Origin of the sequence: Streptomyces sp. MK7 (assembly GCF_032658145.1) — a bacterium.
In the GTDB taxonomy this organism is placed as follows: Bacteria; Actinomycetota; Actinomycetes; order Streptomycetales; family Streptomycetaceae; genus Streptomyces; species Streptomyces spiralis.
Window position 1 is genome coordinate 1 of the sequence record NZ_JAVACL010000072.1, and the last position, 24,136, is coordinate 24,136.

Annotated in this window: 25 protein-coding genes and 5 pseudogenes; 18 read left to right on the plus strand and 12 right to left on the minus strand. The window is 68.0% G+C overall.

Features of this window, described 5'->3' with window-relative positions; all coding sequences use genetic code 11:
- Positions 1-106: 106 nt before the first annotated feature.
- Entirely contained in the window at positions 107-745 is a 639-nt protein-coding gene (locus R2S09_RS37670; protein WP_306192743.1) for an HD domain-containing protein, read from the minus strand.
- A gap of 138 nt (positions 746-883) precedes the next feature.
- Between R2S09_RS37670 and R2S09_RS37675 the strand changes: the two genes are divergently transcribed.
- Positions 884-1,861, plus strand: coding sequence for a GlxA family transcriptional regulator (locus R2S09_RS37675; protein WP_306192748.1), 978 nt, complete (start codon positions 884-886; stop codon positions 1,859-1,861).
- Positions 1,862-2,079: 218 nt separating this feature from the next.
- Here the strand turns inward: R2S09_RS37675 and R2S09_RS37680 are convergent, their stop codons facing one another.
- The 3 genes from R2S09_RS37680 to R2S09_RS37690 are packed head-to-tail and all read right to left on the minus strand — an operon-like array spanning position 2,080 to position 3,912.
- On the minus strand, positions 2,080-2,976 hold the full coding sequence (locus R2S09_RS37680; protein WP_316745653.1) for a MauE/DoxX family redox-associated membrane protein: 897 nt from the start codon (positions 2,974-2,976) through the stop codon (positions 2,080-2,082).
- 15 nt (positions 2,977-2,991) lie between these two features.
- Positions 2,992-3,600 carry a cell wall protein gene (locus R2S09_RS37685; RefSeq protein WP_189904648.1) on the minus strand — a complete coding sequence of 203 codons (609 nt, stop codon included), beginning with the start codon at positions 3,598-3,600 and terminating at the stop codon, positions 2,992-2,994.
- A 12-nt stretch (positions 3,601-3,612) separates the two neighbouring features.
- Positions 3,613-3,912, minus strand: coding sequence for a septal ring lytic transglycosylase RlpA family protein (locus R2S09_RS37690; RefSeq protein WP_229903781.1), 300 nt, complete (start codon positions 3,910-3,912; stop codon positions 3,613-3,615).
- Between the two features lie 556 nt (positions 3,913-4,468).
- Between R2S09_RS37690 and R2S09_RS37695 the strand changes: the two genes are divergently transcribed.
- On the plus strand, positions 4,469-4,729 hold the full coding sequence (locus R2S09_RS37695; RefSeq protein ID WP_316745654.1) for a hypothetical protein: 261 nt from the start codon (positions 4,469-4,471) through the stop codon (positions 4,727-4,729).
- A gap of 211 nt (positions 4,730-4,940) precedes the next feature.
- Here the strand turns inward: R2S09_RS37695 and R2S09_RS37700 are convergent.
- From R2S09_RS37700 to R2S09_RS37710, 3 genes and pseudogenes are all read right to left on the minus strand, one after another.
- A pseudogene (locus tag R2S09_RS37700) lies at positions 4,941-5,189 on the minus strand (sugar phosphate isomerase/epimerase family protein); the annotation flags it as partial.
- Positions 5,186-6,220, minus strand: a complete 1,035-nt coding sequence (locus tag R2S09_RS37705) for a Gfo/Idh/MocA family oxidoreductase (RefSeq protein WP_316745655.1) — start codon at positions 6,218-6,220, stop codon at positions 5,186-5,188. The gene R2S09_RS37705 and the pseudogene R2S09_RS37700, both read right to left, overlap by 4 nt.
- An 18-nt stretch (positions 6,221-6,238) precedes the next feature.
- A pseudogene (locus R2S09_RS37710) lies at positions 6,239-6,826 on the minus strand (MFS transporter); the annotation flags it as partial.
- A 2-nt stretch (positions 6,827-6,828) separates the two neighbouring features.
- On the opposite strand from R2S09_RS37710, the gene R2S09_RS37715 reads away from it, so the two are divergent.
- Positions 6,829-6,981, plus strand: coding sequence for a hypothetical protein (locus R2S09_RS37715; protein WP_306192738.1), 153 nt, complete (start codon positions 6,829-6,831; stop codon positions 6,979-6,981).
- A gap of 875 nt (positions 6,982-7,856) precedes the next feature.
- Here R2S09_RS37715 and R2S09_RS37720 read toward each other — a convergent pair.
- Positions 7,857-8,380 (minus strand): annotated as a pseudogene (locus R2S09_RS37720) (class I SAM-dependent methyltransferase); the annotation flags it as partial.
- Between the two features lie 382 nt (positions 8,381-8,762).
- Here R2S09_RS37720 and R2S09_RS37725 point away from each other — a divergent pair.
- Positions 8,763-8,885: pseudogene (locus R2S09_RS37725) on the plus strand (IS5/IS1182 family transposase); the annotation flags it as partial.
- On the opposite strand, the gene R2S09_RS37730 reads toward R2S09_RS37725, so the two are convergent.
- Complete coding sequence (locus tag R2S09_RS37730) at positions 8,886-9,359, minus strand: DUF417 family protein (RefSeq protein WP_316745656.1); 474 nt, start codon at positions 9,357-9,359, stop codon at positions 8,886-8,888.
- A gap of 923 nt (positions 9,360-10,282) precedes the next feature.
- Here R2S09_RS37730 and R2S09_RS37740 point away from each other — a divergent pair.
- The 10 genes from R2S09_RS37740 to R2S09_RS37785 all read left to right on the plus strand — a co-directional run bounded on the left by R2S09_RS37740 (position 10,283) and on the right by R2S09_RS37785 (position 18,787).
- On the plus strand, positions 10,283-11,056 hold the full coding sequence (locus R2S09_RS37740) for an SDR family NAD(P)-dependent oxidoreductase (protein ID WP_306192737.1): 774 nt from the start codon (positions 10,283-10,285) through the stop codon (positions 11,054-11,056).
- A gap of 101 nt (positions 11,057-11,157) precedes the next feature.
- A complete protein-coding gene (gene trxA / locus R2S09_RS37745) occupies positions 11,158-11,487 on the plus strand; it encodes a thioredoxin (RefSeq protein WP_306192736.1) in 330 nt (109 codons plus the stop codon).
- 556 nt (positions 11,488-12,043) lie between these two features.
- On the plus strand, positions 12,044-12,391 hold the full coding sequence (locus R2S09_RS37750; RefSeq protein WP_316745657.1) for a GNAT family N-acetyltransferase: 348 nt from the start codon (positions 12,044-12,046) through the stop codon (positions 12,389-12,391).
- Between the two features lie 188 nt (positions 12,392-12,579).
- A complete protein-coding gene (locus R2S09_RS37755) occupies positions 12,580-13,041 on the plus strand; it encodes a DUF5709 domain-containing protein (RefSeq protein ID WP_306192734.1) in 462 nt (153 codons plus the stop codon).
- Positions 13,042-13,886: 845 nt separating this feature from the next.
- On the plus strand, positions 13,887-14,471 hold the full coding sequence (locus R2S09_RS37760) for a sigma-70 family RNA polymerase sigma factor (RefSeq protein WP_306192733.1): 585 nt from the start codon (positions 13,887-13,889) through the stop codon (positions 14,469-14,471).
- Between the two features lie 225 nt (positions 14,472-14,696).
- Positions 14,697-15,296 carry a molybdopterin-dependent oxidoreductase gene (locus R2S09_RS37765; RefSeq protein WP_306192732.1) on the plus strand — a complete coding sequence of 200 codons (600 nt, stop codon included), beginning with the start codon at positions 14,697-14,699 and terminating at the stop codon, positions 15,294-15,296.
- Positions 15,266-16,009 carry a ferredoxin reductase gene (locus R2S09_RS37770; RefSeq protein ID WP_316745658.1) on the plus strand — a complete coding sequence of 248 codons (744 nt, stop codon included), beginning with the start codon at positions 15,266-15,268 and terminating at the stop codon, positions 16,007-16,009. Before R2S09_RS37765 ends, R2S09_RS37770 begins: the two co-directional genes overlap by 31 nt.
- A 44-nt stretch (positions 16,010-16,053) precedes the next feature.
- Positions 16,054-16,332 carry a DUF6510 family protein gene (locus R2S09_RS37775; RefSeq protein ID WP_306192746.1) on the plus strand — a complete coding sequence of 93 codons (279 nt, stop codon included), beginning with the start codon at positions 16,054-16,056 and terminating at the stop codon, positions 16,330-16,332.
- A 338-nt stretch (positions 16,333-16,670) separates the two neighbouring features.
- Entirely contained in the window at positions 16,671-17,588 is a 918-nt protein-coding gene (locus R2S09_RS37780) for an NADP-dependent oxidoreductase (RefSeq protein ID WP_306192730.1), read from the plus strand.
- Positions 17,589-17,842: 254 nt separating this feature from the next.
- Complete coding sequence (locus tag R2S09_RS37785; RefSeq protein WP_306192728.1) at positions 17,843-18,787, plus strand: NADP-dependent oxidoreductase; 945 nt, start codon at positions 17,843-17,845, stop codon at positions 18,785-18,787.
- A gap of 739 nt (positions 18,788-19,526) precedes the next feature.
- Here R2S09_RS37785 and R2S09_RS37790 read toward each other — a convergent pair.
- Both R2S09_RS37790 and R2S09_RS37795 read right to left on the minus strand, forming a co-directional pair.
- Positions 19,527-19,814: pseudogene (locus R2S09_RS37790) on the minus strand (DsbA family protein); the annotation flags it as partial.
- A gap of 80 nt (positions 19,815-19,894) precedes the next feature.
- The gene (locus tag R2S09_RS37795; protein WP_316745659.1) at positions 19,895-20,389 is read right to left on the minus strand and encodes a GNAT family N-acetyltransferase; all 495 of its coding nucleotides are present in this window, start codon (positions 20,387-20,389) and stop codon (positions 19,895-19,897) included.
- Positions 20,390-20,815: 426 nt separating this feature from the next.
- Here R2S09_RS37795 and R2S09_RS37800 point away from each other — a divergent pair, with 426 nt between their 5' ends.
- The 4 genes from R2S09_RS37800 to msrA all read left to right on the plus strand — a co-directional run bounded on the left by R2S09_RS37800 (position 20,816) and on the right by msrA (position 23,038).
- The gene (locus tag R2S09_RS37800; RefSeq protein WP_316745660.1) at positions 20,816-21,307 is read left to right on the plus strand and encodes an HPP family protein; all 492 of its coding nucleotides are present in this window, start codon (positions 20,816-20,818) and stop codon (positions 21,305-21,307) included.
- A 232-nt stretch (positions 21,308-21,539) separates the two neighbouring features.
- Positions 21,540-21,779 (plus strand): transposase, encoded by a 240-nt coding sequence (locus R2S09_RS37805; RefSeq protein ID WP_306192726.1) that lies wholly within the window; start codon positions 21,540-21,542, stop codon positions 21,777-21,779.
- A gap of 190 nt (positions 21,780-21,969) precedes the next feature.
- Positions 21,970-22,437 (plus strand): SDR family NAD(P)-dependent oxidoreductase, encoded by a 468-nt coding sequence (locus tag R2S09_RS40820; RefSeq protein ID WP_399145573.1) that lies wholly within the window; start codon positions 21,970-21,972, stop codon positions 22,435-22,437.
- 46 nt (positions 22,438-22,483) lie between these two features.
- Positions 22,484-23,038, plus strand: coding sequence for a peptide-methionine (S)-S-oxide reductase MsrA (gene msrA, locus R2S09_RS37810; protein WP_306192744.1), 555 nt, complete (start codon positions 22,484-22,486; stop codon positions 23,036-23,038).
- 444 nt (positions 23,039-23,482) lie between these two features.
- Here msrA and R2S09_RS37815 read toward each other — a convergent pair whose 3' ends face one another.
- Complete coding sequence (locus tag R2S09_RS37815; RefSeq protein WP_306192725.1) at positions 23,483-23,794, minus strand: hypothetical protein; 312 nt, start codon at positions 23,792-23,794, stop codon at positions 23,483-23,485.
- Positions 23,795-24,136 lie beyond the last annotated feature (342 nt).

The window sequence follows — 24,136 nt, forward strand, 5'->3', positions numbered from 1 at the left end:
CCACGCATTCCTTCGGACCGCCGCTGGGCCCGTGAGTGCGTGATCGTCCGGCGTGGAGGGCCGCACCCAAGGACACGTCATCACGTGGTCTCGTACGGCTTCCTGATCAGCTCGGCCAGGGAGCGCCGATGATGCGCTCGACCGTGGTCATGCGACGAAAGCCGGGAACGAAGTGCTCCAGCACATCCGAATTCACGGTTCCGTTCGTGGTCTCCGGCCGGTACTTGAGTCCGTCGACGAAGGCTTGCAAAAACTCGTTCTTGAAGTCGCCCCGCGGATGGACGGCGGTGATCTCGTCCACCTGGCCGCGATCCAGCTCGTCCAGACCCAGGCCGAGCACGTCGGTCAGGACCCCGAAATTCGTGATGGCGATCTCCGGGCCCATCCGCCCGGGAATTTCCGGGGTCGTGTGCAGCGCGATCGCCGACCACACCACGTCGGCGGCCGTGGCCGGGAAGCCGCGGTCGAGCATGAACTTACGCGCGTGGTCGGCTCCATCGACCTCGAAGCGCTGCTCCACGTCGGAAAACGGCGTCAAGAGGCCGGTGTCATGAAACATCGCGGACAGGTAGAGAAGCTCCGGATCGGGCTCCAGGCCGAGCCTGCGAGCATGAATGACGCCGAAGACGAAAACACGACGGGAGTGATGGTAGATGAGGGGGCTGGTCATCTCCTGCATAAGGCGGGTGGCCTCGGCGACCGCCGCCGTTTCAGGAATCTCCACCCCCGCGATGATCTCGCTCATGACCTCTGCGCCTTCCGAATATCGGTGTGCTACGAATGGACGGTGCGTCCGTCTTCCACACTGCCAACCACCCGGCGTTCCGCGCCGCCTCGGTCCGGCCATGAGTCACTCGAATCCGGACAGGCGGCCGGCGAGGGTGTGGCCTCAGCCGCGCATCGGGTCGCGATCCTCGTCTATGACGGGGTCAAACTGCTGGACGTCGCCGGCCCCGCAGAGGTATTCGCGGAAGCGAACCGGCTCGGTGCCGACTACGAGATCGTCCTGGTATCACCGACCGGCGCCGATGTCACCTCGTCCGTCGGGATCCGGATCGCGGTCGACACCGCCGCCACGGAGCCTGTTCCCGACACGTTCCTGGTGGCCGGCGCAGACCTCTACCCGCGCACGCCTGTCCCCCGTGACCTGATCGAGGCCGCGCGAACGCTGGCGGGCCGGGCCGACCGGGTCGCGTCCATCTGCACCGGAGCGTTCATCCTCGGCGCCGCCGGACTCCTGGACGGCAAGCGTGCGACCACGCACTGGAAGGTCGCGCACGAGCTCGCCGCCCGCTGCCGGGCGAGCCGCGTCGAACCCGACGCGATCTACGTCCGTGACGGCACCATCTACACCTCGGCGGGCGTGACCGCCGGCATCGACCTGGCACTGGCACTCGTCGAGGAGGATCACGGCCCTGATCTGACGCGCGATGTCGCCCGCGCCCTGGTGGTCTATTTGCAGCGCTCGGGCGGCCAGTCACAGTTCTCCGCCCCACTCCAAGGACCGCCGCCCCGATCTCCGTCCCTCCGCAGAATCACCGACCTGATCACGGCGAATCCCGGGGGAAACCACTCACTCGGCGAACTCGCCAAGCACCTCAATGTGAGCCCTCGGCATCTCACGCGACTCTTCCACGACGAGCTGTCCACCACGCCGGCCCGGTACGTGGAGATGATCCGGTTCGACATGGCAAAAGCTCTGCTCGACCAAGGGCACACCGCAACGCAGACGGCATCCCTTGCCGGATTCCCGAACTATGAGAGTATGCGGCGAGTGTTCGTCAGAAAATTGTCGATAAGTCCCGCCGCCTATCAGCGCCGCTTCAGTACAGCGCGCCGCGCGAACGAGGGGCAGCAGTAAGGCGAAGTTCAGCGTTCAACTGCGCAATGCCGCCCTACGACCGCTGGCCGACAGAGCGAGCGGATCGTACCCGGGCGCGGCACCGGCAGGGCGGGCCGCATCGTCGCCGCGCACCCACACCGCGGCCTACTCACCGCCCCCGCACGCACCGGGGGCCGCCCGGTCCGCGCCCGGGCGGCCCCTCGGCCGTGTCGTCACGCCCCTTGCCGGACCGTCCGTCAGGCCATGGGCAGGGAAGCGCGCCGCGGGAAACCGCTGAGCAGGTCCGCCTCCAGCGGTTCGTCGGTGCGGTCGTCGATCAGGGCGACCCGGACCGCCGGGTTGCTGGTGGTGTCCTTCGTCCCGCGCCGGTCCACCCCGAAGATCACAGTGACCGGGCGCGCCGTGCCGTCCGGGTCGTGGACCCCCGCGAACTGCAGGAAGCGCCAGCCGTCGGCCTCCCAGTGGTCGATCAGCCCGGAGCGGACGACGGGTGCGGCAGCCACCCACGCCAGCGAACGCTCCAGCAGTTCGACGGAGGCGGCCACGGGCACTTCGTCGTTCTGGTCGCGGACGAGCGGGTGCCCGAAGACCTTCAGCCGTGTTCTGCGCAGCGGAACCAGCCACAGGTCGTCGAGGTCGCTGGAGACCACGACCAGGACGGCCGCGGTGACGGCAAGGAACGCGACCGACGCCACCGGGTTGCGGACGGCCTGGGTCCACCAGGCCGTCCGGGCGCCGGCGGCCGCGGCGCCGCCCACCACGACTAGGCCCGCGCGGACGAAGGCCCGCCAGGTGATCGGGCCGTTGTTCCGGGCGGTGCATCCGCAGGACGACTCCGGGGCGCTCACCCGGGCGTACCCGAGGTAGCCGAGGAAGCCGGCGCCCAGGACGGTCGCCGCCACGCCGGGGACCAGGGTCGTCGGCGCGGCCAACAGGCCTGCGGCCACCGCCAGTTCCGCGGCGCCGGTGGCCCGCAGGACGAGCGTGGCACGGCGGCCGTCGTTCAGGACGCGGACCAGCACGGTGCCGGCCGCCTGGCCCGCGACCTGCCGGCCGAACGCCTTGCTTGCCCCGGTGCCGGCGAGCAGGGCACCGAGCAGCAGCGTCGCGAGGTTCATGGCGAGCGATGCCATCACATTCCCCCTGCCTCAGTGCCCGACGCTGATGCGGGCGATGTCCACACTGTCGTCCGCGGGCCGCCAGGCACCGAGCACCTGGGCGTGGTGCCCGATCCGCAGCTGCGAGAGGTCGGAGGTGAGGGCGCCGCCACGGAAGGACGCGGTGGTCCTCTTCTCCACGATGTTGCCGACCAGGGCATGGCTGTCGTGGCTCAGGTGCAGCCGGGAGCGCTCGATGCCGCGGACGGTGACATAGAGATTGACGATGTTCACCCAGACTGCGTCGGCGGCCACGCTGCCGTCCGGCATTTCGACGCCCCGTGCGTACAGTCCGTCACCGACCTCGATGGCCTCGGCGGTGACCGTTTCCAGCTTCCAGACGCTGGTGGCGTTGGTGAGCTGGATGAGCCTGTGCGTGCCGTCGGCCTCGACGACGTCGAGGACGCTGCCCTTGATCCGGCTGACGCGGCCGTCCACGAACGACGACTGGGACACCGCCGGGTCCAGGGAGGGCATCGGGGCGGCGAAGGCGGAGTCTGCGTCCAGGCCGCCGAGTGCGGAGGCGCCCACGATGGTGGCACCGCCGAGCGCCGCGCTGGTCAGGAGACGGCGGCGGTTGACGCCGTTGCGTGCGGTCATGGCGGTTCCTCCTCACTCGTAGATGTAGACGGGAAGCAGACCGGAGCTGAGGCTGCCGATGGCCGAGTAGGCCGCAGGGGTCAGGTCGACGACACGGTGGGTCCGGCACACGCCGTTGCAGCAGGTCTTCTCGCTGCACCAAAGCTGGGTGTTGGGCCCGCAGTCGGCGAGCGTGACGCAGACGGTGGCGCCGGAGCACTGGTGCTTGATGTTCATGACCGAGCCGCAGCCGCGTCTGGGCATGTTCTCGCCGCATGCTGCCGGGTTGGTGACGTTCCAGCAGGCCGAGGACAGGTTGGGCCAGGCGGCCATGTTTCTGCTGGACTGGCAGGTACCACAGGCGCCGGTTCCGGCGCTGCCGCAGGGGCCCCAGGAGCCGCCGCAGCAGAACCAGGACGCTTCGCCTGCCCACAGTGAGGTTGATCCGCAAGCCATTGCTGTGTCCCTTCGTCGGATGGGGAGTGCATTGCACCGTCAGAGGGCCGGAGCCCAAATGTGACCTGTGCATGACAACAACGAGGCAATCACCGTGCGGGATCGTGCTTTGGCACATGCCATGATGCTCGCTTCTACGCGCGTTGGCCAGGGTGTGTGTTCGGGAGAATGCGGCAGGAGGGGCGCACGCGCGATCAAACGCCGGACTCGCAGATCCAGAACGGGATCTGCGGCCGGGAGAGCGCGCGGTTCCCGCCTCGGCATCCCTGCCCCCGCACCGTGCCGCCTGACGGTGCGTCAGGCAGGCGGCGGGCCGGCACGGCGGTCCGCGACGGGGAGCTGAAGACGTGGACCAGCCGCGTGCCGTCCGTCCTCTTCCTGGACGAGGCCGGCTACGGTGAAGGCGGCGAGGCTGTCGCGCAGTTCCCAGGACGTGGCGGAGCGTCGCCGGCACAAGGCCGCCGATGCCGGTGACGCCGGTGCCCTGATCCGCCCGGAGCGGATGCGGGGCGAAGCCAGGGGCCGGGAGCGCGACGAAGCCCTGGCCCGGCAGGCCGCCGACGCCGGCGCGCCCTTTGCCCGGCAGGAGGCCCAGGCACATCGGCCGGTCGTGCCGCACTCGGGCCTGGCGGCCTCCGAGTCCTCCATATCAGCCCGTGAGGATGGTCACCTGCGACTGAACCGCCTGGACTGACGCACGGCAGGCACAGGACGGCCCCGCGACCGCGGGGGTGCCGCTTTCGGGGGGCCGTCGGTCAGGGGCGCGCGCCTGCTACGAGGCGAGCTCCTTGGTGATGCGGTCCAGCATGAACACCGGACGACTCCCGGGCTCGCTCCTCCCAGGCGAAGACGCAAGCCGTGGCGACGCCGTCGAAGCTCAGCTCGCGCAGGGTGCCGAAGAAGGTCCGCTCGGTCTCGTCGGGTGAGGACCACTTGTACAGCGGCAGCACGGAGGACAGCTGAACGCCGTGTGTGCGCAGGGAGCTCTTCAGCTGTGCGATGCGCTCGTCGTCCGCCCGCGGGTGGAGGAAGAACGGCATGAAGTCGTCCCGCGGCGACAACTCGATGTACTCGTAGCCGAGTTCGGCGACCGTGCGCACCATGTCATCGAGGGGCAGGGCGCGGAACATGTACGGGTCGAGGGCGATCTTCATGCGGTGCCTCCGTACAGGGCCGGGCGGGGCTTGAGGTCCGTGACGACGACGCGGCCCGTCTCCAGGGCCTCGACCGTCGCGGCGGTGATGACGGTGGCGGCGTAGCCGTCCCAGGCCGAGGGGCCCGTGGGCTCGTCGCCGGCCGCCAGGTTGGCGATCCACTCGCGGAACTCCGTGTCGAAGGCGTCCGCGAAGCGCCCCACCCAGTCGGTCAGCACCTCGGTGCTGTGTCGGGCGGCGGTGCGCACACCCACCGCGGCCGGGTCGGGCAGCCGGACCAGGCCCTCCTCACCGACCGCCTCGCACTGGATGTCGTAGCCGTACTGGCAGTTGACGAAGACCTCCAGGTCGATGCGCACTCCCTTGGCCGTCTCGAAGAGCATGATCTGCGGATCCTTGAGGTGTTCGAACCGCTTGCCGGTGGCGCGCGGGGTCACCACCTGGGTGGAGACGATCTCGTCGTCCAGCAGCCAGCGCAGCACGTCCACCTCGTGCACCGCCGTGTCCAGCGCGGCCATGGCGGAGGTGTACGACTCCGGGACCGTCGGGCTGCGGTGCGCGCAGTGCACGATCAGCGGCTCACCGATCCGGCCCGAGTCGATGACCTGCTTCATCTGGCGGTAGCCGGCGTCGTAGCGGCGCATGAAACCGACCTGGACCAGGCGGCGGCCGTGGGCCGTCTCCGCCTCGGTGATCTTCAGGCAGTCCTCGGCGGTGGTGGCCAGCGGCTTCTCGCAGAAGACCGGCTTGCCCGCCGCGATCGCGTTCAGGACGTGCTCGGCGTGCGTGGGCCCCCACGACGTCACGAGGACGGCGTCCACGTCGTCCGAGGCGACCAGGGCCGCGCCGTCCGGCAGGACCTGCGCGCCGACGGGTGCCGCTGCCTCCTCGGCGCGGGCGGCGTCGATGTCGGTGACCGCGGTGACCGCGGCGGCCGCGGTGACCCGGGCGCCGGTGACGGTGTGGGTGAGCCGGCGGATGTGCTCGTGGCCGATCCAGCCGGCGCCGATGACTCCTACCCGTACAGTCATGGTCATTCCTTCAAGGGGTCAGGAGAAGCGCGCCCGGAGTTCGGCTTCGAGGGTTTCGAGGGTGCGGCCCTTCGTCTCGGGGACGTAGAGCTTGACGAAGGTGAGCGAGAAGATCCCCGCCACCACGAACAGGAAGAAGGTGTTGGAGATCCCGATCCCGGCGACCAGGGACGGGAAGACCAGACCGATGACGAAGTTGGTCAGCCACAGCACCACGGCCGCGACACCCATACCGAACCCGCGCATCCGCATCGGGAAGATCTCCGACAGCATCAGCCAGGTCACCGGCGAGATCGCGCCCTGCTGGAAGGCGAGGAAGGTGACCGTCATGGCGAGCACGGCGTAGGCGCGTCCGTCGCCGGACGGCAGCACCAGCGAGAACACACCGATCAGCAACAGGGCCGCAGTCGTCCCGACCTGCCCCGTCATCAGCATCGGGCGGCGGGCCACCCGGCCCAGCAGCCAGATGCCGACGAAGGTCGCCGGCACAGAGATGACACCGTTGGCGATGTTCGCGGTCAGCGCGCTGTCGGCGGCGAAACCGGCGTCGGTGAGGATCTGGGTGCCGTAGTACATGATCGTGTTGACACCGGTGATCTGCTGCACGGGTGGCGACGATCGGCCAGCTCGTGACGAGCCAGAACCCAGCGGTGATCGCGGAGATCAAAGGCCATTTCGAGTCGCTGTGTGGGGAGTTCGCCGGCCCGGACGGCATACTGGTGCTGCCTCACGCCGCCCTGATGGCGCATGGCCGGGCATGACGTTGCCCCTCCCGATGCTGACCCGCTCCAGCCGCAGCGCCGCGAACCGCGAGGGTGAGGATCGTACGGCGCCTGCCGCGCGCGTCCGACAGCCGGCCGCCCGCCACGGCGCCCAGCGCGGCGCCCAGCAGCAGCGAGCTAGCGGTGATCGTCGACGCCGATCTGCGGCAGGACGGGACAACACAGCCCAGGCGGGACGGTTACCTTGTCGATACATCCTGACAAACCTACGCACTGCGCGGCCTGCGGATCAGACGTCCGCCTTCGGCTGCCAGGCAGCCGGCATGCCGGCACAGGGCGCCCAGGCGATTGTGCCGCTGTCGGCTGAGGCGGTGCGGGCACGTTCCCGGGCCTGGCGAACGCCTTCCCCCGCCGGTAGCCGGCAGGCGGGGGTGTGTGCCCCTGCTACGAGTACGCCGGGGTGCGGCGGGTGCGTCGGAGCCGTGACACGAAGGGCACAACGCGTCAGTGACCTTGGCCGACTCTCTCTCATCCCGTACAGGCCAGACCGCGCACTCCCACCCGGCTGGGCCGACCGGTGACGGGCGGCTCCGGACTTCAGGCCGCAGATTCCGCGGCCGCCCCTCAGACCGCTGGAAGGCGTGGAGGCTCTGACGTGGACACTGCCGGCGCCGATGCCCGCCGCCTTGGCGGTGGGCTGGGCGAAGATCATGCGGATCGTGACGGCGGCCATTGCCGCGCACAGCACTTCCCCGCCGCACACGGCACCCCATAACTACTCGCCCCGGCCCGGGCGCGACGATCCCGGCCGTGGTGCTGTGGTTCGCCCGCGCGGGACGGCGGCTCGATGGCGACCATCCCGTACCAGTCGTCCACGCTCGGCATCATGACGCTGCCGGTCGCGCAAGCGTCGTCCGGTGGCCCCAAGCCACGGTGTCGCAGATGACGTCCTTCAGACCCGCCTCACTGAGCAACGCGGCGAGGCCCTGTTGAGTACGCGGGAAGTCGTCTTCGGGAGCGAGAGCCGGCAGGTCAGCGGGACGGGTGACGCCCGCCGCCTGGACGGCCCGGCCCAGCAGGGCCTGCCCGGGGCCGCGGGAACCGCCCAGATGGTGACGGCTGTCCGCCCGCCAGGACGTGTGACGCGCCGTATCTCTCTCTGGGCATCCCGGGGCCGCCCGACGTGGTTGAGGACGAAGTTGCCGACAACGGCGTCGAACTGGTCGTCGGCGAACGGCAGGCGGGGCAGAGCAGCAAGCCGTACGTCCGCTTCCGGGGCCGCCAGCGCGGCTCGGGCGACCATGCCGGGTTCGGCATCCACCGCCGTCACCTTCGCTCCCCGCTCACATGCAACCGCGGCGGCGGTGCCGGTGCCCGTCCCCACGTCGAGGATTCGCGCATTTTCCCGGACTGCAGCAGCGTCGAGGAGCCCGGGCACCGGATACGCGCAGAGTTTGGCGAAACTCGCAGCGTACGCATCGGCCTGCCCCGCCCACGTCCGCCGCTGGGACTCATCAAACGCCGTCTGTACTACCCATCCCCTCCCGGAACCACCACCGAGACATCAACGCAGCAGTTCCTGACGTTAACGCATACCTGAGCAACAACGACTGGAGATCAGCTGGACGCATCAAGGCTGAATGCGGCTCGTGACGTCTGGCGTAGCAGCAGGTCCGCCGCGACAGACGTGTATTCAGGGGGTCTTCTCGACCCAGTGAGCTCCTTCCAACCTGTTCGCCGGGTCGGGTAGTTGGCCTCACAGACGGGTGAAGCCCCTGGTAGATGGGTTTTCGGTCAACCGTCTCCACCAGAGGCTTCGCGTGTTTGTTCACCCGTCCGGCGTCGACGTGTCCGGCTCTGCCCTGCGTTTTCTCTCCGCACGTCCGAGGGAACGCCGTCGCGCCCTCGGCACCCGTTGGCGGCGCCTGAGCGCGAGACGCCGGCTAGCGTAGCTTTCGGATGCTGTTGAGCGATTCTGCAGCGGTGACCAACGCCGCTCCCAGCAGCACTACATCCTTGATGAGAAATTGCCCCGCGGGTGACAGCTTGGGCTCTCGGCCCCGCTCCCGCACGTGCCACGCTTCCGGAGTAGTGGCCAGGAAACTGAGTGTGACGCCGAACATGCCGGCGGCGAGCAGACTGCCGGCTGCCGAGACCCGCGGCGCCCATCGCCCGGTCGACACCATCCCGCCGATTGCGATCTCAGTAAGCCCGATGGCCCTGGCGAGATTCTTCTCGCCGAGCCTTTTCAGCGGTTTCCTCATCAGTGGACTTGAAACAATCAAAGGGCGGATGTTTTCGACTTCGTAGGACTCGAATTTCAGCCGTCCGATGCTGAGGAGGTTGAGCGCGAGCCCGTACCGGGCCGCGATCACCCCTCCGGAGTTCAGTCCGCCGGCCGTGGGGCGCATGGCCATGGAATTCTCCTCTCGTCTTTCACAGTGCCCCGACAATCTGGTCGTAGGCGTTCATTTCACTCATCCCTGCGTCCTACCGACCAGGGCGGTGTCACTACAGCTTCACCATGCGCCAACCTCAGTCAGGCTCGCTCCCCTCCACAGCTCGCCATGCTGGGAGCGCCCACGCGCACAGCATGATCTGCATGCCTGTCATGCCGACGACTTGTCCTGCCGGCATGACGGTGGATTGCTCTCTCCGCGGTGATGACTACACATCCAAAGCCGGCGAGGGGCAAAGGGGCTCGCCGTGATCTGCCCTATTAAGACACCATCGCATTTGGTGAGTCTGCGATAGCAGATGAGGGTGCAGGAGATGCTGGTGAAGGCCAGGAAGTGCTCGGCTTGGCGTCCGTAGCGGCGGTGCAGGCGGCGGAAGCCGGCGAGCCAGGACACGGTGCGTGCGATGGTCCACCAGTGGCGGCCGCCTGGCTGTCGTGCAGGTTCGCCCCCGAGATCGATCCCGACGGAGGGGGGCAGACCGACCCGCTCGGTGATCAAGTGGATCTTCGAGCCGTACGTGCCCCGGTCGACAGGCTTCGGCCCGTCATGTTCCCCTGATTTCAGGGCCCACATGTTCACCGAGTCGATCGCGCAGTAGGCAACTGCTGCCACGTGCAGCCGGACGTGGCCACGAACATGATCGCGGCCGGCACCTCCCGGTCACCAGGCCGACGACGGCCACCATCCTGAGGCCGCACCGGCGCCTCCCGCCGAGGGCAGAAGCAGCAGGCAGGTCGGACCTGTGCAGTTGCGGCTTGTCGAACCACGGACCACTGCGATGGGAGCCGTAGAGGCCTTGTAGAGCTGCTGTAGACCCTGCCGTGGCAGGGTCGAATGCAAACAGGCAAGAAGTGTTCACCGTTCAATGGAGAGTGATTCGCGTGGCCACGGATTTCGAAGGCAGGAAACTCGTCGTGATCGGCGGCGCCAGCGGCATGGGCCTCAAGGCCGCCGAAGACGTGATCGCTGAGGGCGGCAGCGCGGTGATCGTCGGCCGCCCGGGTCAGAAACTGGACGACGCCGTGGCGAGCCTGTCTCGCTCCGGCAGCGCGTGGTCGATCGCGGCCGACCTGGCGGACCGGGATCAGGTCGTCGAGGCGCAGAAGCAGCTGGCGGAGGACCATCCCGACGCCACCCTCCTCGTCAACGCGGCGGGGTTCTTCCTGCCCAAGCCTTTCCTCGACTACGAGGTCGCGGACTACGACGCCTATCACGACCTCAACAGGGCGACGTTCTTCCTGACCCAGACCATCGTCCGGGGCATGGTCGCCGGGGGGCAGGGCGGCGCCATCGTGAACGTGGGCAGCATGTGGGCACACCAGGCCCTCGCCGCGACCCCGTCGTCGGCCTACTCGATGGCCAAGGCGGGCCTGCACGCCCTCACGCACAACCTGGCCATGGAGCTCGCCGGCGAGGGCATCCGTGTGAACGCTGTGGCGCCCGCCGTCACCAGGACACCCCTGTTCGAGAAGGTCTTTCCCGCAGACAAGTTGGACGCCGCGATGGAGCAGTTGGGTGACCTCCATCCGCTCGGCCGGGTCGGCACCCCGCAGGACGTGGCCTCCGCGATCGTCTTCCTCCTCTCGCCGGCCTCGAGCTGGACCACGGGCGCCATCCTCAACGTCGACGGCGGGTTCATGGCAGGCCGCAACTAGATGCACCCCTCATGTCCCGCCCGGGGCCACCACCTGACACCGCCCCGGGTGGGGCAGTCGAAAGGCCTCGATCAAAGCCGCCCGTGCACGAAGGAGCCCGCATGGCAGGCAATCTGAGAAGCGTGACCGACGAGACCTTCGCGGACGAGGTACTCACGAGCAGCAAGCCTGTGCTCGTCGATTTCTGGGCCGAGTGGTGCGGGCCCTGCCGCCTTGTTGCACCGGTCCTCGAGGCACTGGCCGCCGAGCACGGTGACAAGATCACGATCGTCCAGCTGAACGTCGACGAGAGCCCCCGTACCGCTGAAGCGTACGACGTCAGGTCCATTCCCACGCTCAACGTCTACCGGGACGGCAAGGTCGTCAAGACGGTCATCGGGGCCAAGCCCAGGTCAGCCCTGGAACAGGACCTACTGGAGTTCCTGAGGTGACCGGGCCCTGAAGAGGTGCGCCCGCCCGCCGCCGCGCCTGCCGTGACCCGCTCCGGCAGGCGCGAGCGCGCGCGGGCGGGTCAGGCCGGCGGCCGGTGCAGCTTCCAGTCTTTTCGGACGTACTGGCTCATGTGCGCATCCGCATGGCGCTGGAGGCAGTTCTGGTGCTCAGGTTCCGCCTCCCAGAACGTGCCGGCGTCGGATTCGACTAAAGGCCGTCCGACACGAGACCGGCCTCGACGGGTGAGGCCCGCCCCTTCGCCAGGTTGCGGCAGACAGACAGGGGCCTCGACTCCGCGGCGTCGAACCGCCGGCCGGTTCACCATTAGCCGCCTCGGTGGCGGACGCCTTACTCGGCGTCCGCGGGTGCCAGGCCGGGGGGTGCCCCGCAGACGGTTCCGCACCTGCCCAGGCTGCCGCGGAACAGCCCGGACTTCGGTCAGAAGCCAGTTGCGTGCAGGCATACGCTGTTGTCCTGGACCATCCCCGAGACAAACGCATGCGGGCACCTGCTCAGCAGCGGCGTCGAGCCGTGCAACCGAGGAATGAGACAGCCATGACCAGTAGAGAATCGGGCCCGGCAGACGACGGTCGCGTCGAGATCGCGGACAATACCGACGGGCACTTCTACGAGTTGCGCTATGGCGACCAGGCGGCAGGGATCCTCGTCTACGAGACGGCCGGCTCACGACGCGTGCTGACCCACACGACCATCCGTGAGGAATACCGCGGCCGGGGCTGGTCCAAGCTCCTGATTCGTTTCGCTCTCGACGACCTCGCCGCCAAGGGAGCGACGATCACCAATTACTGCCCGGTGGTCGACCGGTTCATCGAGGAGAATCCCGGATACGAGCAGCTGATCGACCCCGATCACCCTGGCAACTGGGGCCGGTCCGGAAGGTAGGAATGCGGCGGGGCGGCCCCGAGGGGCGTTCTCACTACTTGGGTGGAGTCGACGGCCGGCCGTCCGGGCGACTATGCCGGATAGACGCCTCGTCGATATCGGGCCGCTTGAATGGTCTTCTCCCGCCGCGCCGTCACAGAGACGCCGGCACCGAGATGTCGCCGGGCTCCGCCGGCATGGAGGCCATGATGACTTCACCAGACAATTTCCCGCCTTACGAAGACCTGGCCGCCTCCAACCCCCTGCGCTCGCAGGAGGGGTACGACGAGGACGAGCTGGGAGAGGACGTCCTGGACCGGGGTTACTCACCCGCCAATGCACCTCTCGCCGTCAACGACTGGGGCGTCACCGCGAGGGAGAGTGCCTCCCACGAGGACCTCACGCATCGGCTCAGGCGCGAGGTGCCGGAAGTCAGTGCATCGGACGAGGGTGACGGGCTGGGCGACACGATCGACACGGACGGAGAGCTCATCGACGACCAGGTCGGCGACGAGCGCGCGGGGCGCCTACTCGGCTGGGACACGGACGTTGTCGCCGCAGGCTACGACGGCGACGACTACTGGGCGCGGGACGTGGGCATCGACAACGGTGCCGCCTCCGCCGAGGAGGCGGCTGTCCATGTGGTGCCTGAAACCCGAGAGGACTCCTGAGCGACCGCCTGCCTCCTGGCCGGCCAGTGGGCAGGGGCGGGTCCGAACGGCCCGCCTGAAGGGGCGCTGAGCCAGGGAGGAATCCCTGTCGCGGGGACGGTGTACACCGTTCCCCGCGCTTTCGGCCCGGCAGCGGCTGCCAGGTCGGACACGTCAAGCAGCCTCTGCGGGCAGTCGGGGCCGGTCGAACCCTTTGCTGGACCCAGACCAGTCGCCAGGCCCGCTGCGGAGGAGCAGGTGTTCCGCCCTGGACTGAACGAAGCGGACTGACTCCGCGCGCCCGCTGCAGCCGAGGTGCCCGGGCACAGAGAGAGGCAGCGACCATGAAAACGATGCATTTCCCACCGCGGCCGGGCACTGGCAGCCACCCAGGCAGCCCTTCTCAGGGCCGTGCGAAATGCGAGGAGGAAGCCCTCTTTCATCGCCGCACCCTCTGCGCCACCGGCTGGCGCATGGCCCGCCACGCAGCAGACGCTGAAGACCTGGTCATGACCAGTCAGTACCGGTCCACCCGTCACAGTCAGCAGCGCAAACCCGCCTGTGCCAGCGCCCCTCACGCCGCGCGCGAGACGTTCGTCGAAAGACGCCGGAAAGCCCGTCCGTGAAATTCCAGGATGTACGCACGATGAACGAAAAACAGCGACTTAGTGTAGACGCCCTGTAGATGGGTCTCGTGATTGGCTTGTCTGCACGAGATGACCTGGGGATTGAAGGCAATGTACTCTGCGGATTTCAGAACAAGGTGCCGCTCGGCTCCGAATGAACATGCCGGAACCAGCGGCAGCGCCCCGGCAGCAGGGCCCGTCAAGGGCAGAAGGCAACTCGATCCGGAGTCCGCCGCCTGGGTGGACGTGCTCCAGGATGGCCACGGGCCGCAGTACGAGCAGGCTTGCACGCGGCTGCACGAACTGCTGGTGCGGATTGCCATGGACGAAGTGTTCCGCCGGGGACCTCGTTACCGAATTACCGGGCCCGAACTGAACGACCTCGCCCACCAGGCGGCCGCGGACGCTCTGATGAGGATCACGCACAAAATTCAGGAATTTCGAGGCGACGCCAGATTCACCACATGGGCATTTCGATTCGTCGTACTTGAAGTGTCCAGCAAGCTGGGCCGCCATTTCTCGCGTGTTTCAAATGCCCGGTTCGGCTTGGACGAATGGGCGCAAGTACCCGACCGCTCCGGAGTCGACCCGGTCAGCCACTGGCAGGCGCGAGAGCTGGTCGAAGCTGTGCGCCACGCGGTCGAGACTGCACTCAGCGCCCACCAGCGGCAGGTCTTCACCGCCGTCGTCAACGGGGTCCCCCTGGAAACGCTCGCCAGCGAGTTGGGGACGAACCGCAACGCGCTCTACAAGACGATGTTCGACGCCCGTAAGAAACTGCGAGCTCACCTGATCGCCGGCGGACATCTCAGCGCTGCGGGCTGACGCAGCGGCTGCTACGTCGCAGGGCGGCGCTGACCAGCGGGGCTCGCAACGCAGCCACACCGTCCCGAGGCCCCGGCAATCGTCCGCCGGGGACGGACGAGGAGGACTGGGCCGCCATGAACTCACCTTCCCGAGGGTCCGGAGGTAAGATGAAACAACCCGCGGGCGCTCATATCCGAAGGGGCCCACAGGGGCCGCCGCACCGGAATGACAAGGACGGCGAGCATGGCTTTCACCTCGCGCGGTTTCCACGGCCGCAGGCCGTCGGCGGGCACGAAGCTGCCGCCGGGGCAGTACGAGACGACCGGCTTCCCGGTGCTGTCCGCCGGACCCACCCCCCGCATCCGGAAGGACGACTGGAAGCTGTCCGTGACCACGGAAGCCGGGAAACAGCACGTGTGGGACTGGGCAGGACTGATGGCACTTCCGGCGGAGTCCCCCACCGTGGATCTGCACTGTGTGACGAAGTGGTCGAAGTTCGGCACCGAATGGCAAGGCGTGTCCCTGGATGTCCTGCTCGCGGACGTGGAGACGGCCGCAGAGCACGTCCTCGTCACCTCGTACGGGGGGTACACCACGAATATGCCCCTCGCAGACCTGCTCGACGGCAAAGCGTGGGTCGTCTATGGCTACGGGGGCAGCGACCTGGCGCCCGAACACGGTGGCCCCGCCCGGCTGCTGGTCCCGCACCTGTACCTGTGGAAGTCCGCGAAGTGGGTGCGCGGGATTGAGCTGCGGCAGAGCGACACGCCTGGCTTCTGGGAAAGCGCCGGCTACCACAACTACGGAGACCCATGGCGAGAACAGCGGTACCAGGGAGACTAGGCGACCGGCTTCGGTGGCGGATCGCCGAGGTGACGGACCGACGCGTGGAGTCGGCGACGGCCGTCACCCTGACACTGGACCTGCCGGACTGGCCAGGGCACCTGGCCGGTCAGCACGTCGACGTCAGGCTGACCGCGGAAGACGGCTACAGCACCCAGCGCAGCTACTCGATCGCCTCCGCCCCCAACGGCCGAAGCCTCGAGCTGACGGTCCAGCGCACGTCAGGCGGAGAGGTGTCGCCCTACCTCGTGGACGAACTGATGCCTGGGGACCAGTTGGAGCTGCGCGGGCCCGTCGGCGGCTGGTTCGTCTGGAGGCAGCAGCAGACGGAGCCGATTCTGCTGGTGGCGGGCGGATCAGGACTCGTGCCTCTGATGTGCATGATCCGCGCTCGCGAGGCGGCCGGCAGCCGGGCCCCCTTCCGGTTGCTGTACGCAGCACGGACCCCGGCGGATGTGCTGTACCACTCCGAGCTTCGTAAGGGAGCGCAGGGGCTGGACACGACGTACCTCTACAGCAGAGAGGCCCCCGCCGACTCGCGGCGCCCGGCGGGGCGCATCAACCCCGAGGACTTGGTCCGTGGCGGCTGGCCCCCCGATTTCGAGCCGACCTGCTATGTCTGCGGGCCCACGGCGTTCGTCGAGAAGACGGCTGCCTACCTGGTGCTCCTCGGACATGCACCCGAGCGAGTACGTACCGAGCGCTTCGGCTGACAATGGAGGTTGAGATGGCGTCCGTGAAAGCCGGCAGCCCGGATATGGGCGATGCCCATGACGGGTATGTCGACGGAAACGCGCTGGCAGGACCCCTTTCCGAGGTCTTCGCCGTTGATGTGACCGCCGCGACGAGCCGATGCGCCAACTGCGGCTGCACGGGCCCCCTCGCTCGCCTGCGCGTGTACATGCATGCACCGGGCCTCGTCGCACGTTGCCAGGAGTGCGGGAGAGTCGTGCTGCGTGCGACGCGGACGAGGGACGCGCTCTGGCTCGACATGAGCGGCGCGGCCTCGTTGGCAATTCCAATGGGAGAGGCCTGAGTGCCCGGGTACCGGCCGCGCCAGTACTACTGGCTTCGGTTCCTGAGCAGCCGATCACGTGCGATCGGAAGCGGTCACTGACTCGGAGACGGCATAGGAGACCGTGGCCTGCTGGGTGCGCCCGGCGCAGTCGGTGAGCGCGAGATGAGCAGGTTCCGTCACGAACTCGGAGATCCGAGGCTGTAGTACCAGTTCCCTGTTCCGTTCCTACCGGGGCCCCTTTAGCCGCGCTCTGATGCCGGCTCGATCGGCGTGGTAAGACGCCGGGATTTGGCGGCACCAATAGCTTGCGGATCGACGTGCCGTGCGAGCCGGGACCAGATACAGAGAGGTGCCTGATGAAGGCGATTGTGGTGACGGACGAGGCTGCGGGAACGGCCGGCATGACACTGGCGGAGCGGCCGGAACCAGCGGCTGCGGGGAACGATGTCGTCGTTCAGGTTCATGCGTCGGGATTCACTCCCGGCGAGCTGACATGGCCCGGAACTTGGACCGATCGCCTGGGCCGCGACCGCACGCCGTCGATCCCCGGCCATGAGGTGGCTGGAGTGGTCAGCGCCCTCGGCTACGGCACGAGGGGGCTGTCGGTAGGACAGCGGGTGTTCGGTCTCACGGACTGGACGCGCGACGGCACCCTCGCGGAGTACGTGGCCGTCGAGGCACGTAACCTTGCGCCGTTGCCGGGCGATGTCGACTTCACCGTGGGCGCGAGCCTGCCGATCTCCGGTCTGACCGCGTGGCAGGGGCTGTTCGTGCACGGCCGCTTCCAGGCGGGGCAGAGCGTCCTGGTGCACGGTGCGGCCGGTGGAGTCGGTTCGATGGTGACGCAGCTCGCCCGCGAGGCCGGCGCCTATGTCATCGGCACCGGACGTGCCGCTGATCGTCAGACGGCGCTCGACTTCGGCGCGCACGGGTTCGTCGACCTCGACAACGACGACCTGAATGAGGTCGGCGGTGTCGATCTGGTTTTCGACGTCATCGGCGGCGACATCGGCAAGCGGTCCGCGGGCCTGGTTCGAGCCGGAGGAATACTGGTGACCATCGCCGGCCCGGCCCAGGCACAGCCGGCCGATGGCTTGGCGGTGGACTTCGTCGTCGAGGCCGATCGCGCCCAGCTGAGTGAGATCGTCCAGCGGGTCCGGGATGGTCGGCTGCGGACGAACATCGGCAACGTGGCAGCGCTCGACGACGCCGTGGCCGCCTTCAACCCGACCGAGCGGGTCAAGGGGAAGACGATCATCCGCGTTCGTCCGTGAGAACTCGGGGACAGCGACCGGGCCTCGCGGATCGGCGTCAGCCGCGTGGTCCGGTCGGCCACGCTGGGACGGCGGCTCCCACACGCGTCGATCGCACACAGCCAGCGGTCTACGTTCAGTGATTGAGGCGCGGCGGTGTAGCCGCGTTCTGATGCCGGCTCTATCTGCGTGGCAAGACGCTGGGCTCTGGCGGCGCCAACAGCTTGCGGACCGACGTGCCGTGCAGGCGAAGACCGGATACGAGAGGTAGCCAAATGAAGGCGATTGTGGTGACGGACCAGGCCGCAGGGACGGCCGGGATGAAGCTGGTGGAACGGCCCGATCCGGACACGGCGGGGCTCGCTAGTCTTGAAGGCGCGAACTACGGCGACGTCGTCGTGGAAGTTCATGCGTCGGGATTCACCGGGAACGAGCTGGAGTGGCCCTCGACGTGGACCGATCGCCTGGGCCGCGACCGCACGCCGTCGATCCCCGGCCACGAGCTGGCCGGAGTGGTCACCGCCCTCAGCTACGGCACAACCGGCCTGTCAGTAGGACAGCGGGTGTTCGGCCTCACGGACTGGACGCGGGACGGCACCCTCGCGGAGTATGTCGTCGTCGAGGCGCGTAACCTTGCGCCGCTGCCGGGCGATGTCGACTTCACCGTGGGCGCGAGCGTCGCGATGACGGGCCTGACCGCGTGGCAAGGACTGTTCGAGCACGGCCGCCTTCGGTCGGGGCAGAGCGTGCTCGTGCACGGTGCGGCCGGCGCGGTCGGTTCGATGGTGACGCAGCTCGCCCGCGAGGCCGGCGCCTATGTCATCGGCACCGGACGTGCCGCTGATCGTCAGACGGCGCTCGACTTCGGCGCGCACGGGTTCGTCGACCTCGACAACGACGACCTGAATGAGGTCGGCGGTGTCGATCTGGTTTTCGACGTCATCGGCGGCGACATCGGGAATCGGTCCGCGGGCCTGGTTCGAGCCGGAGGAACGCTGGTGAGCGTCGCCGGCCCACCCGAGGCGCGGCCCGTCGACGGGCTGGCGGTCGACTTCGTTGTTGTGTCGGATCGCAGCCAACTGACGGAGATCGCCCAGCGGGTGCGTGACGGACGAGTGCGCACGAACATCGGCAAAGTCGCGACCCTCGACGATGCCGTCGCCGCCCTCAACCCGACCGAGCGGGTCAAGGGAAAGACGATCATCCGCGTTCGTCCGTAAAGGACTCAAGTGCCAGCCATGTTCCGCCGCGTAATCACACATCCCGGCAGCCCGGTGGGTGTTGAGATCGTCCCAGATCAGGACGATGGGCGCCTGGAGCGGATGTGGGCGCGGACGACCAGGACCCGGTAGTCGGTCGACGCGAAGGCGTCACGTCCTTTGCCCCGATGCTTACAGTGGCGGCGCGGCCGGTAGATCAGCCGCGAAGCCGGATCCGGCTTGTAACAGCACATGGCGGCGATCGACCAGCGGCGCCAGGAGCGGCTCCGCACCCGCTCACCGTGGGACCGGGCAGCCTGATACTGGGACGGTCGCTCCCGGAGGAAGCAGTTGCGGTCGGGGAACTCCAATGGGGACAGTCCATCGGCAAGACGGCACTGATCACGCCTTCGTGGTCGGAGGTCCAACGGCGGGATGGGGTGCCGGGCGGGCCGTGGGGAGCAGCACGGCCCGCCCGGCGGCCGGGGTGGGACAGGCGGCAGGGACGAGGAGCCGGCCCGCAACGTTGTGGCGCACCCACTGGCTGGGCGACGCGCCGACGCCCGCTTTCCCAGCTCTGCGAGAGCCAACCGCACACAGATGACACAATCCAGCACGCCTGCTGACTGCCCTCCGTGAGGTGCGGCGACGCCTGTCCCTGCAACCCCCGAGAGGAAGGCAACCAGGTCGGTATGGATAGGGCGTCTACTGCGAGTCGACGAGGCGGAGCCACGACCGGGGGCGGCCCAGGCTATGCGGCTCAGACGCGGCCCGGGGTGCGCCGGTGGCGGGGTTCATGAACCGCCACGGCGGCGCGCTCCCGTGCACCATGCACGGCCGCGGAGAGGCTGACGATGTCGTAGGCGCCGTGATGCCTTCGGCCGTTGACGAAGAACGTGGGTGTCCCCGCGATACCGCTGAGGTCGGCGGTTTCTACGTCCTCCGCCACATGCCTGGCGCCCACGCGGGCCCTCAGGTCCGACTCGAAGCGTTCCACGTCCAGCCCGATCCTCTCGGCGTAGGCAGCCAGGTCGGCCTGGCGCAAGGCGCTCATCAGGACCTCGAACGCACCGATGGTCAGCGGTGGCCCCAGCCTTCCTGCAGCTGGTCCACCAGCAAGATCACGGTCTACGGCTGAAGGTCGCGCTGGTACCAGGTGCCTGACTTGCCGCCGAGATCGGCCGGGGCGGCCGGGCCAACCGGGACGAACCCGGCCTTGGTCAACACCTTCTGGGACGCAACATTGTCGTGAGAGGTGGCCGCCCGCAGTGTGCGCAGCCCGTGCCGCGCCGCCGCCAGCCGGCAAAGCTCCTGGACGGTCGCAGTCGCCACGCCGCGGCCGGCGATCTGCTGCGCGACCCGGTAGCCGAGTCTCGCAGTGCCGTCCTCCAAGTCGTACAAATTGAACCTGCCGAGTGCCGAGCCGTCCCCGGCGACAAGCACGTAGAAGGCACAGACACCGGCCTCCTGCTCGGCCAGCGAGGCGTTGTACCGGTCGCTGAACTGGTCGAAGAAGTCGTCGCCGCGGTCGGAGATCGAGGCAGCGAAGTAGGTGCGGTTCGCCAGTTCGAAGGCCAGGACCGCCGGGGCATGGTCGGCATGCAGCCGCTTCAGCTCGGGCATTGCTCGACTGTACCCAGATCGTGCGCTGAGGCCACCTGAGTTTCCGCCAGGGGCAGACAGCTCCAAGACCTGGGCACACAACGACCTACGGCTGGAGTATCAAAGAGACGCGGCAGCAGATGGCTCAGGCTGCGGTCACTCCAGGGCTGTTGTCCGGCGCGATGGAGGGCGCTGCGGGGATCAGAATGGAACCCGCGAAGCTCGGCAGGTATGTCATGAGTGACACCCGCGCGACATCGAAGCAGCGCTCAAGACGAACGCGACCCCCATTGGGGTGGTGGCTACAGGTCATTACACAGTCCCAGAGCTGCGTGCCGCGAAGGCCGGCCACGGGCTGACATCCTTGACCGAACCTTTCCCGGGCCGGTGATCCGCTCCCGTGTCTCATCACTAGAGGCCGTCCGTCCTACCTTTCAAGGCGTGAGCATGCAAGAGAACCGATTCCGTGCCCGGCTGCGGTCAGGAGGAAAGCTGTTCGTCCTGGCAGCGGCCTTGCTCGCGGGCGTGGGTGCTGTCGGCCAACCCGTAGGCTGGATACTGCTCACCACGACCCTCGGCCCAACGGCCTACCTGCTGCTGGCGCATCCACAGACAGAAGCCGCACGGCTCCGTTGTTGTCTTCTGGGTCACGCGTGCGCAACCGCCAGCGGTTTAGGATGTCTGGCGGCCTTCGGCCTGTGGCACTATCCATCAGTCATCGAAGGACAGCACGGTACCTGGCGCCAGATCATCGCGCAGGCCCTGGCGGTGGGGTTGACACTCCTGCTGCTCGTTCTTCTGGACGCCCATCATCCGCCGGCCGCATCCACCGCGCTGCTCATCGCCTCCGGACTGGCTCGCCCCGGGCCGCCTCTCTACGGCATGTTGACCGGCCTCGCACTCCTTTTCGCCGGTGTCGCTCTCCTCTCCCGATTCTGAAACCGCATCAATTTCTTCTCGCCGGCCCATGCCATTCGGGTGCTTTACTGCACTGCCGCTCCAGATGAGGGCGAACGGCGCTGCAAACGGCTGAAGACCTGGCCGTGCAACCGCCGTGTCGTCCGCGTCGACCGGCTGGCGGATATCGCCGTCCAGGCCGCCGGGCGGCAGCACACCGGCCTGCCCGGCGTGGGACTCCGCCGAACCGGTGCACACGCCGGCGGAGAAGGTGATGGGCCTCGACCAGCGGGTCGTCGATCTCGACAAGGCCGGTCGGGCCCGGTTCCGCGACCACGGCGCCTTCGAAGTGATCACATGCACGTCCGGCCTGGGCATGGTCCTCGGCGCTGAGTTCCTGGCTGTCACCGGCGGCGACATGACGGGCTTCGGCACCGCAGACCGCTTCGTGGGCTTCGACGGCGTCGCCCCGCGCTTTCGCCAGACCTCGAAGTGTTACCACGCTGATCGGTAAGGGTGGGGTGCTGGGGCGTCGAGGAATGAGCGCAATAGCGAAGTTGTTCGGTAAGACGGCGGGAAGGATCGACGCTCATGGGATGAGTGCAGGCGTAGTCCGGCGGGCCTTCTGGCGCATCGGAGTCGCGTGGTGCACCAGGGCGTGGGTGAGCCCATCCCGCACATGGCGTTGGAAGGAACCCTCGAGCATGACCGCTGGGTTTGTTGGCAAGACCGCTCTGATCACTGGCTCTGGCCGCGGCATCGGAGCAGGGACCGCGGTCGGACTTGCCCAGGACGCAGCCGATGTCAGCCTTCTCGCCCGTACCGCCGACCGACTCGGCGAAACCGCCAACGCCATCAGAGCGAGCGCGTCGGGTGTTGAGGTTCGCGTCGTGACTGCCGACCTGACCAACGACACCCAACGACACCCAGCGCACCAGGGCTCTCGAGGATCTGCTGGCCGGCGGACCGGTCGACGTTCTGATCAACAACGGGGCCACGGTCGGGCCCCTCGGTGCCACCGCCACGCTCAGCCCAGCACAGCTACGGCAGGCCTTTGCGATCAGTGCCATCGCCGCCGCACTTGGCGCGGGCATGGTCAAGGCCGGCTGGTGTCGCATCGTCAACGTCTCGTCAAGCGTCGTGGGCCACTCCGCCTCGACGATCGATGGTGACGCCCACGCGGCCGCGAAAGCTGCCCATTGCAGAGGAGCACGCATTATGACCAGCGGAATTCACGACACCGGACAGATCACCCGCGAGCCGGGCACTGAGACGGCCGTCCTGGCCGGCGGGTGTTTCTGGGGCATGGAGGACCTCATTCGCCGGCAGCCCGGCGTGCTGGACACGCGCGTCGGATACACCGGCGGACAGAACGATCACGCAACGTACCGCAACCACCCCGGCCACGCCGAAGCGGTCGAGATCGTCTTCGATCCGACGCAGACGACCTACCGTGACATCCTGGCGTTCTTCTTCCAGATCCACGACCCGTCGACCCTGAACCGTCAGGGGAACGACATCGGCGCGAGCTACCGCTCGGCGATCTTCCCCCTGTCGCCCGAGCAGGAGCAGGTCGCACGCGACACGATCGCGGATGTCGATGCGTCGGGCCTGTGGCCGGGTAAGGCCGTGACGACGATCGAGCCGGCAGGCCCCTTCTGGGAGGCCGAGCCCGAGCACCAGGATTACCTCATCCGATACCCGAACGGCTACACCTGCCACTTCCCGCGCGAAGACTGGGTGCTGCCCAAGCGAGCGACGCCCTCCGCCTGAGGGTTTTGGGGACGGGATGGATATCGCCGTGAACCATGACCGCATCGTCGGGGTGCGCGGACGGTCCGGTGACGGGTGAATCACGGCCGGCTCGCGCCGAAGGACCTGTTCGGCCGGCAGGACGACCGGGCGGAGAACCGATTGACCGCTCGGCTGTCCGGAAACGGAGCGCCAGGTCCCTGCGGCCCAGCCGTGCACAGTCAAGGGAGGTCGTGGGCGCCGTGCTGCCGCCTTCGGGTGCCGGCTCACGAGCAATGAGCGCGTGGAGCTTACCGCCGGACTGCCGCATGAGGCAGCTTTCACCCTCCTGGGCTACGCCTTGCTGTTTGGCCGCGCCGAACTCACGGCCGCCTGACATGAAGGGAGGACGCGCAGCGGAACGGAGCTCGCACACCACAGCCGGCCCGTAGAACTCATGACGAACGAAAGGATCTCACCGTGCCCCTAGCTGTCCGACAGATAGCCGACGCCCACCCGGGTCCCCGGCCCGCCTTCGATGACGCGCTGATCGAGTGCATCGAAGAATGCGTCGCCTGCTTCCAGGCCTGCGCTGCCTGTGCCGATGCCTGCATGGCAGAGCCCGACGTCATCTCGTTGATCAAGTGCATACGGACTGACCTCGACTGTTCTGACGTGTGCGCTGCCACGACGACGGTCCTGTCGCGTCGCACAGCTGTTGACCTGACGGTCACCCGGGCCGCCGTCGAGGCCTGCCTTGCCTCGTGCGTCGCGTGCGCCGAGGAGTGTGAGCTGCATGCCCCGCACCATGAACATTGCCGCATCACCGCCGAGGTGTGTCGGCGATGCGAGGAAGCGTGCCGACAGCTCCTGGCGGCACTTCCGAGTTCTGAATAGGCCGCGTCGGCATCGGTGAACGCAGGGCGCTCAGGCGACGCGTTGCGGGCGCGGCCGTGTCTGTCCGCACTGGAAGCGGGTCGGGGCTGATTGAGCGTCGTCGTCCTCGACTCGCGGTGGCGTGATGCACGGGCACTCAGTGACGACGGTGTCGCGCCGTGTGAGCGCCTTGGGTTGCCTGTCTGTGTCGCACATGTGGGGCCGACGGCGTGGCGTGGTCCCTGAGGTCGCGTTGGCTGTCAT

Coding starts and splice junctions, on each gene's coding strand:
- R2S09_RS37680 (WP_316745653.1), bottom strand. CDS start 2,976: ATGGCATCGCTCGCCATGAACCTCGCGACGCTGCTGCTCGGTGCCCTG.
- R2S09_RS37690 (WP_229903781.1), bottom strand. CDS start 3,912: ATGGCCGCCTGGCCCAACCTGTCCTCGGCCTGCTGGAACGTCACCAAC.
- R2S09_RS40820 (WP_399145573.1), top strand. CDS start 21,970: ATGACCGCTGGGTTTGTTGGCAAGACCGCTCTGATCACTGGCTCTGGC.
- R2S09_RS37755 (WP_306192734.1), top strand. CDS start 12,580: ATGACTTCACCAGACAATTTCCCGCCTTACGAAGACCTGGCCGCCTCC.
- R2S09_RS37670 (WP_306192743.1), bottom strand. CDS start 745: ATGAGCGAGATCATCGCGGGGGTGGAGATTCCTGAAACGGCGGCGGTC.
- R2S09_RS37780 (WP_306192730.1), top strand. CDS start 16,671: ATGAAGGCGATTGTGGTGACGGACGAGGCTGCGGGAACGGCCGGCATG.
- R2S09_RS37815 (WP_306192725.1), bottom strand. CDS start 23,794: ATGCAGCTCACACTCCTCGGCGCACGCGACGCACGAGGCAAGGCAGGC.
- R2S09_RS37750 (WP_316745657.1), top strand. CDS start 12,044: ATGACCAGTAGAGAATCGGGCCCGGCAGACGACGGTCGCGTCGAGATC.
- R2S09_RS37770 (WP_316745658.1), top strand. CDS start 15,266: ATGGCGAGAACAGCGGTACCAGGGAGACTAGGCGACCGGCTTCGGTGG.
- R2S09_RS37775 (WP_306192746.1), top strand. CDS start 16,054: ATGGGCGATGCCCATGACGGGTATGTCGACGGAAACGCGCTGGCAGGA.
- R2S09_RS37705 (WP_316745655.1), bottom strand. CDS start 6,220: ATGACTGTACGGGTAGGAGTCATCGGCGCCGGCTGGATCGGCCACGAG.
- R2S09_RS37765 (WP_306192732.1), top strand. CDS start 14,697: ATGGCTTTCACCTCGCGCGGTTTCCACGGCCGCAGGCCGTCGGCGGGC.
- R2S09_RS37805 (WP_306192726.1), top strand. CDS start 21,540: ATGGGCCTCGACCAGCGGGTCGTCGATCTCGACAAGGCCGGTCGGGCC.
- R2S09_RS37685 (WP_189904648.1), bottom strand. CDS start 3,600: ATGACCGCACGCAACGGCGTCAACCGCCGCCGTCTCCTGACCAGCGCG.
- msrA (WP_306192744.1), top strand. CDS start 22,484: ATGACCAGCGGAATTCACGACACCGGACAGATCACCCGCGAGCCGGGC.
- R2S09_RS37730 (WP_316745656.1), bottom strand. CDS start 9,359: ATGGCCATGCGCCCCACGGCCGGCGGACTGAACTCCGGAGGGGTGATC.
- R2S09_RS37785 (WP_306192728.1), top strand. CDS start 17,843: ATGAAGGCGATTGTGGTGACGGACCAGGCCGCAGGGACGGCCGGGATG.
- trxA (WP_306192736.1), top strand. CDS start 11,158: ATGGCAGGCAATCTGAGAAGCGTGACCGACGAGACCTTCGCGGACGAG.
- R2S09_RS37795 (WP_316745659.1), bottom strand. CDS start 20,389: ATGCCCGAGCTGAAGCGGCTGCATGCCGACCATGCCCCGGCGGTCCTG.
- R2S09_RS37800 (WP_316745660.1), top strand. CDS start 20,816: ATGCAAGAGAACCGATTCCGTGCCCGGCTGCGGTCAGGAGGAAAGCTG.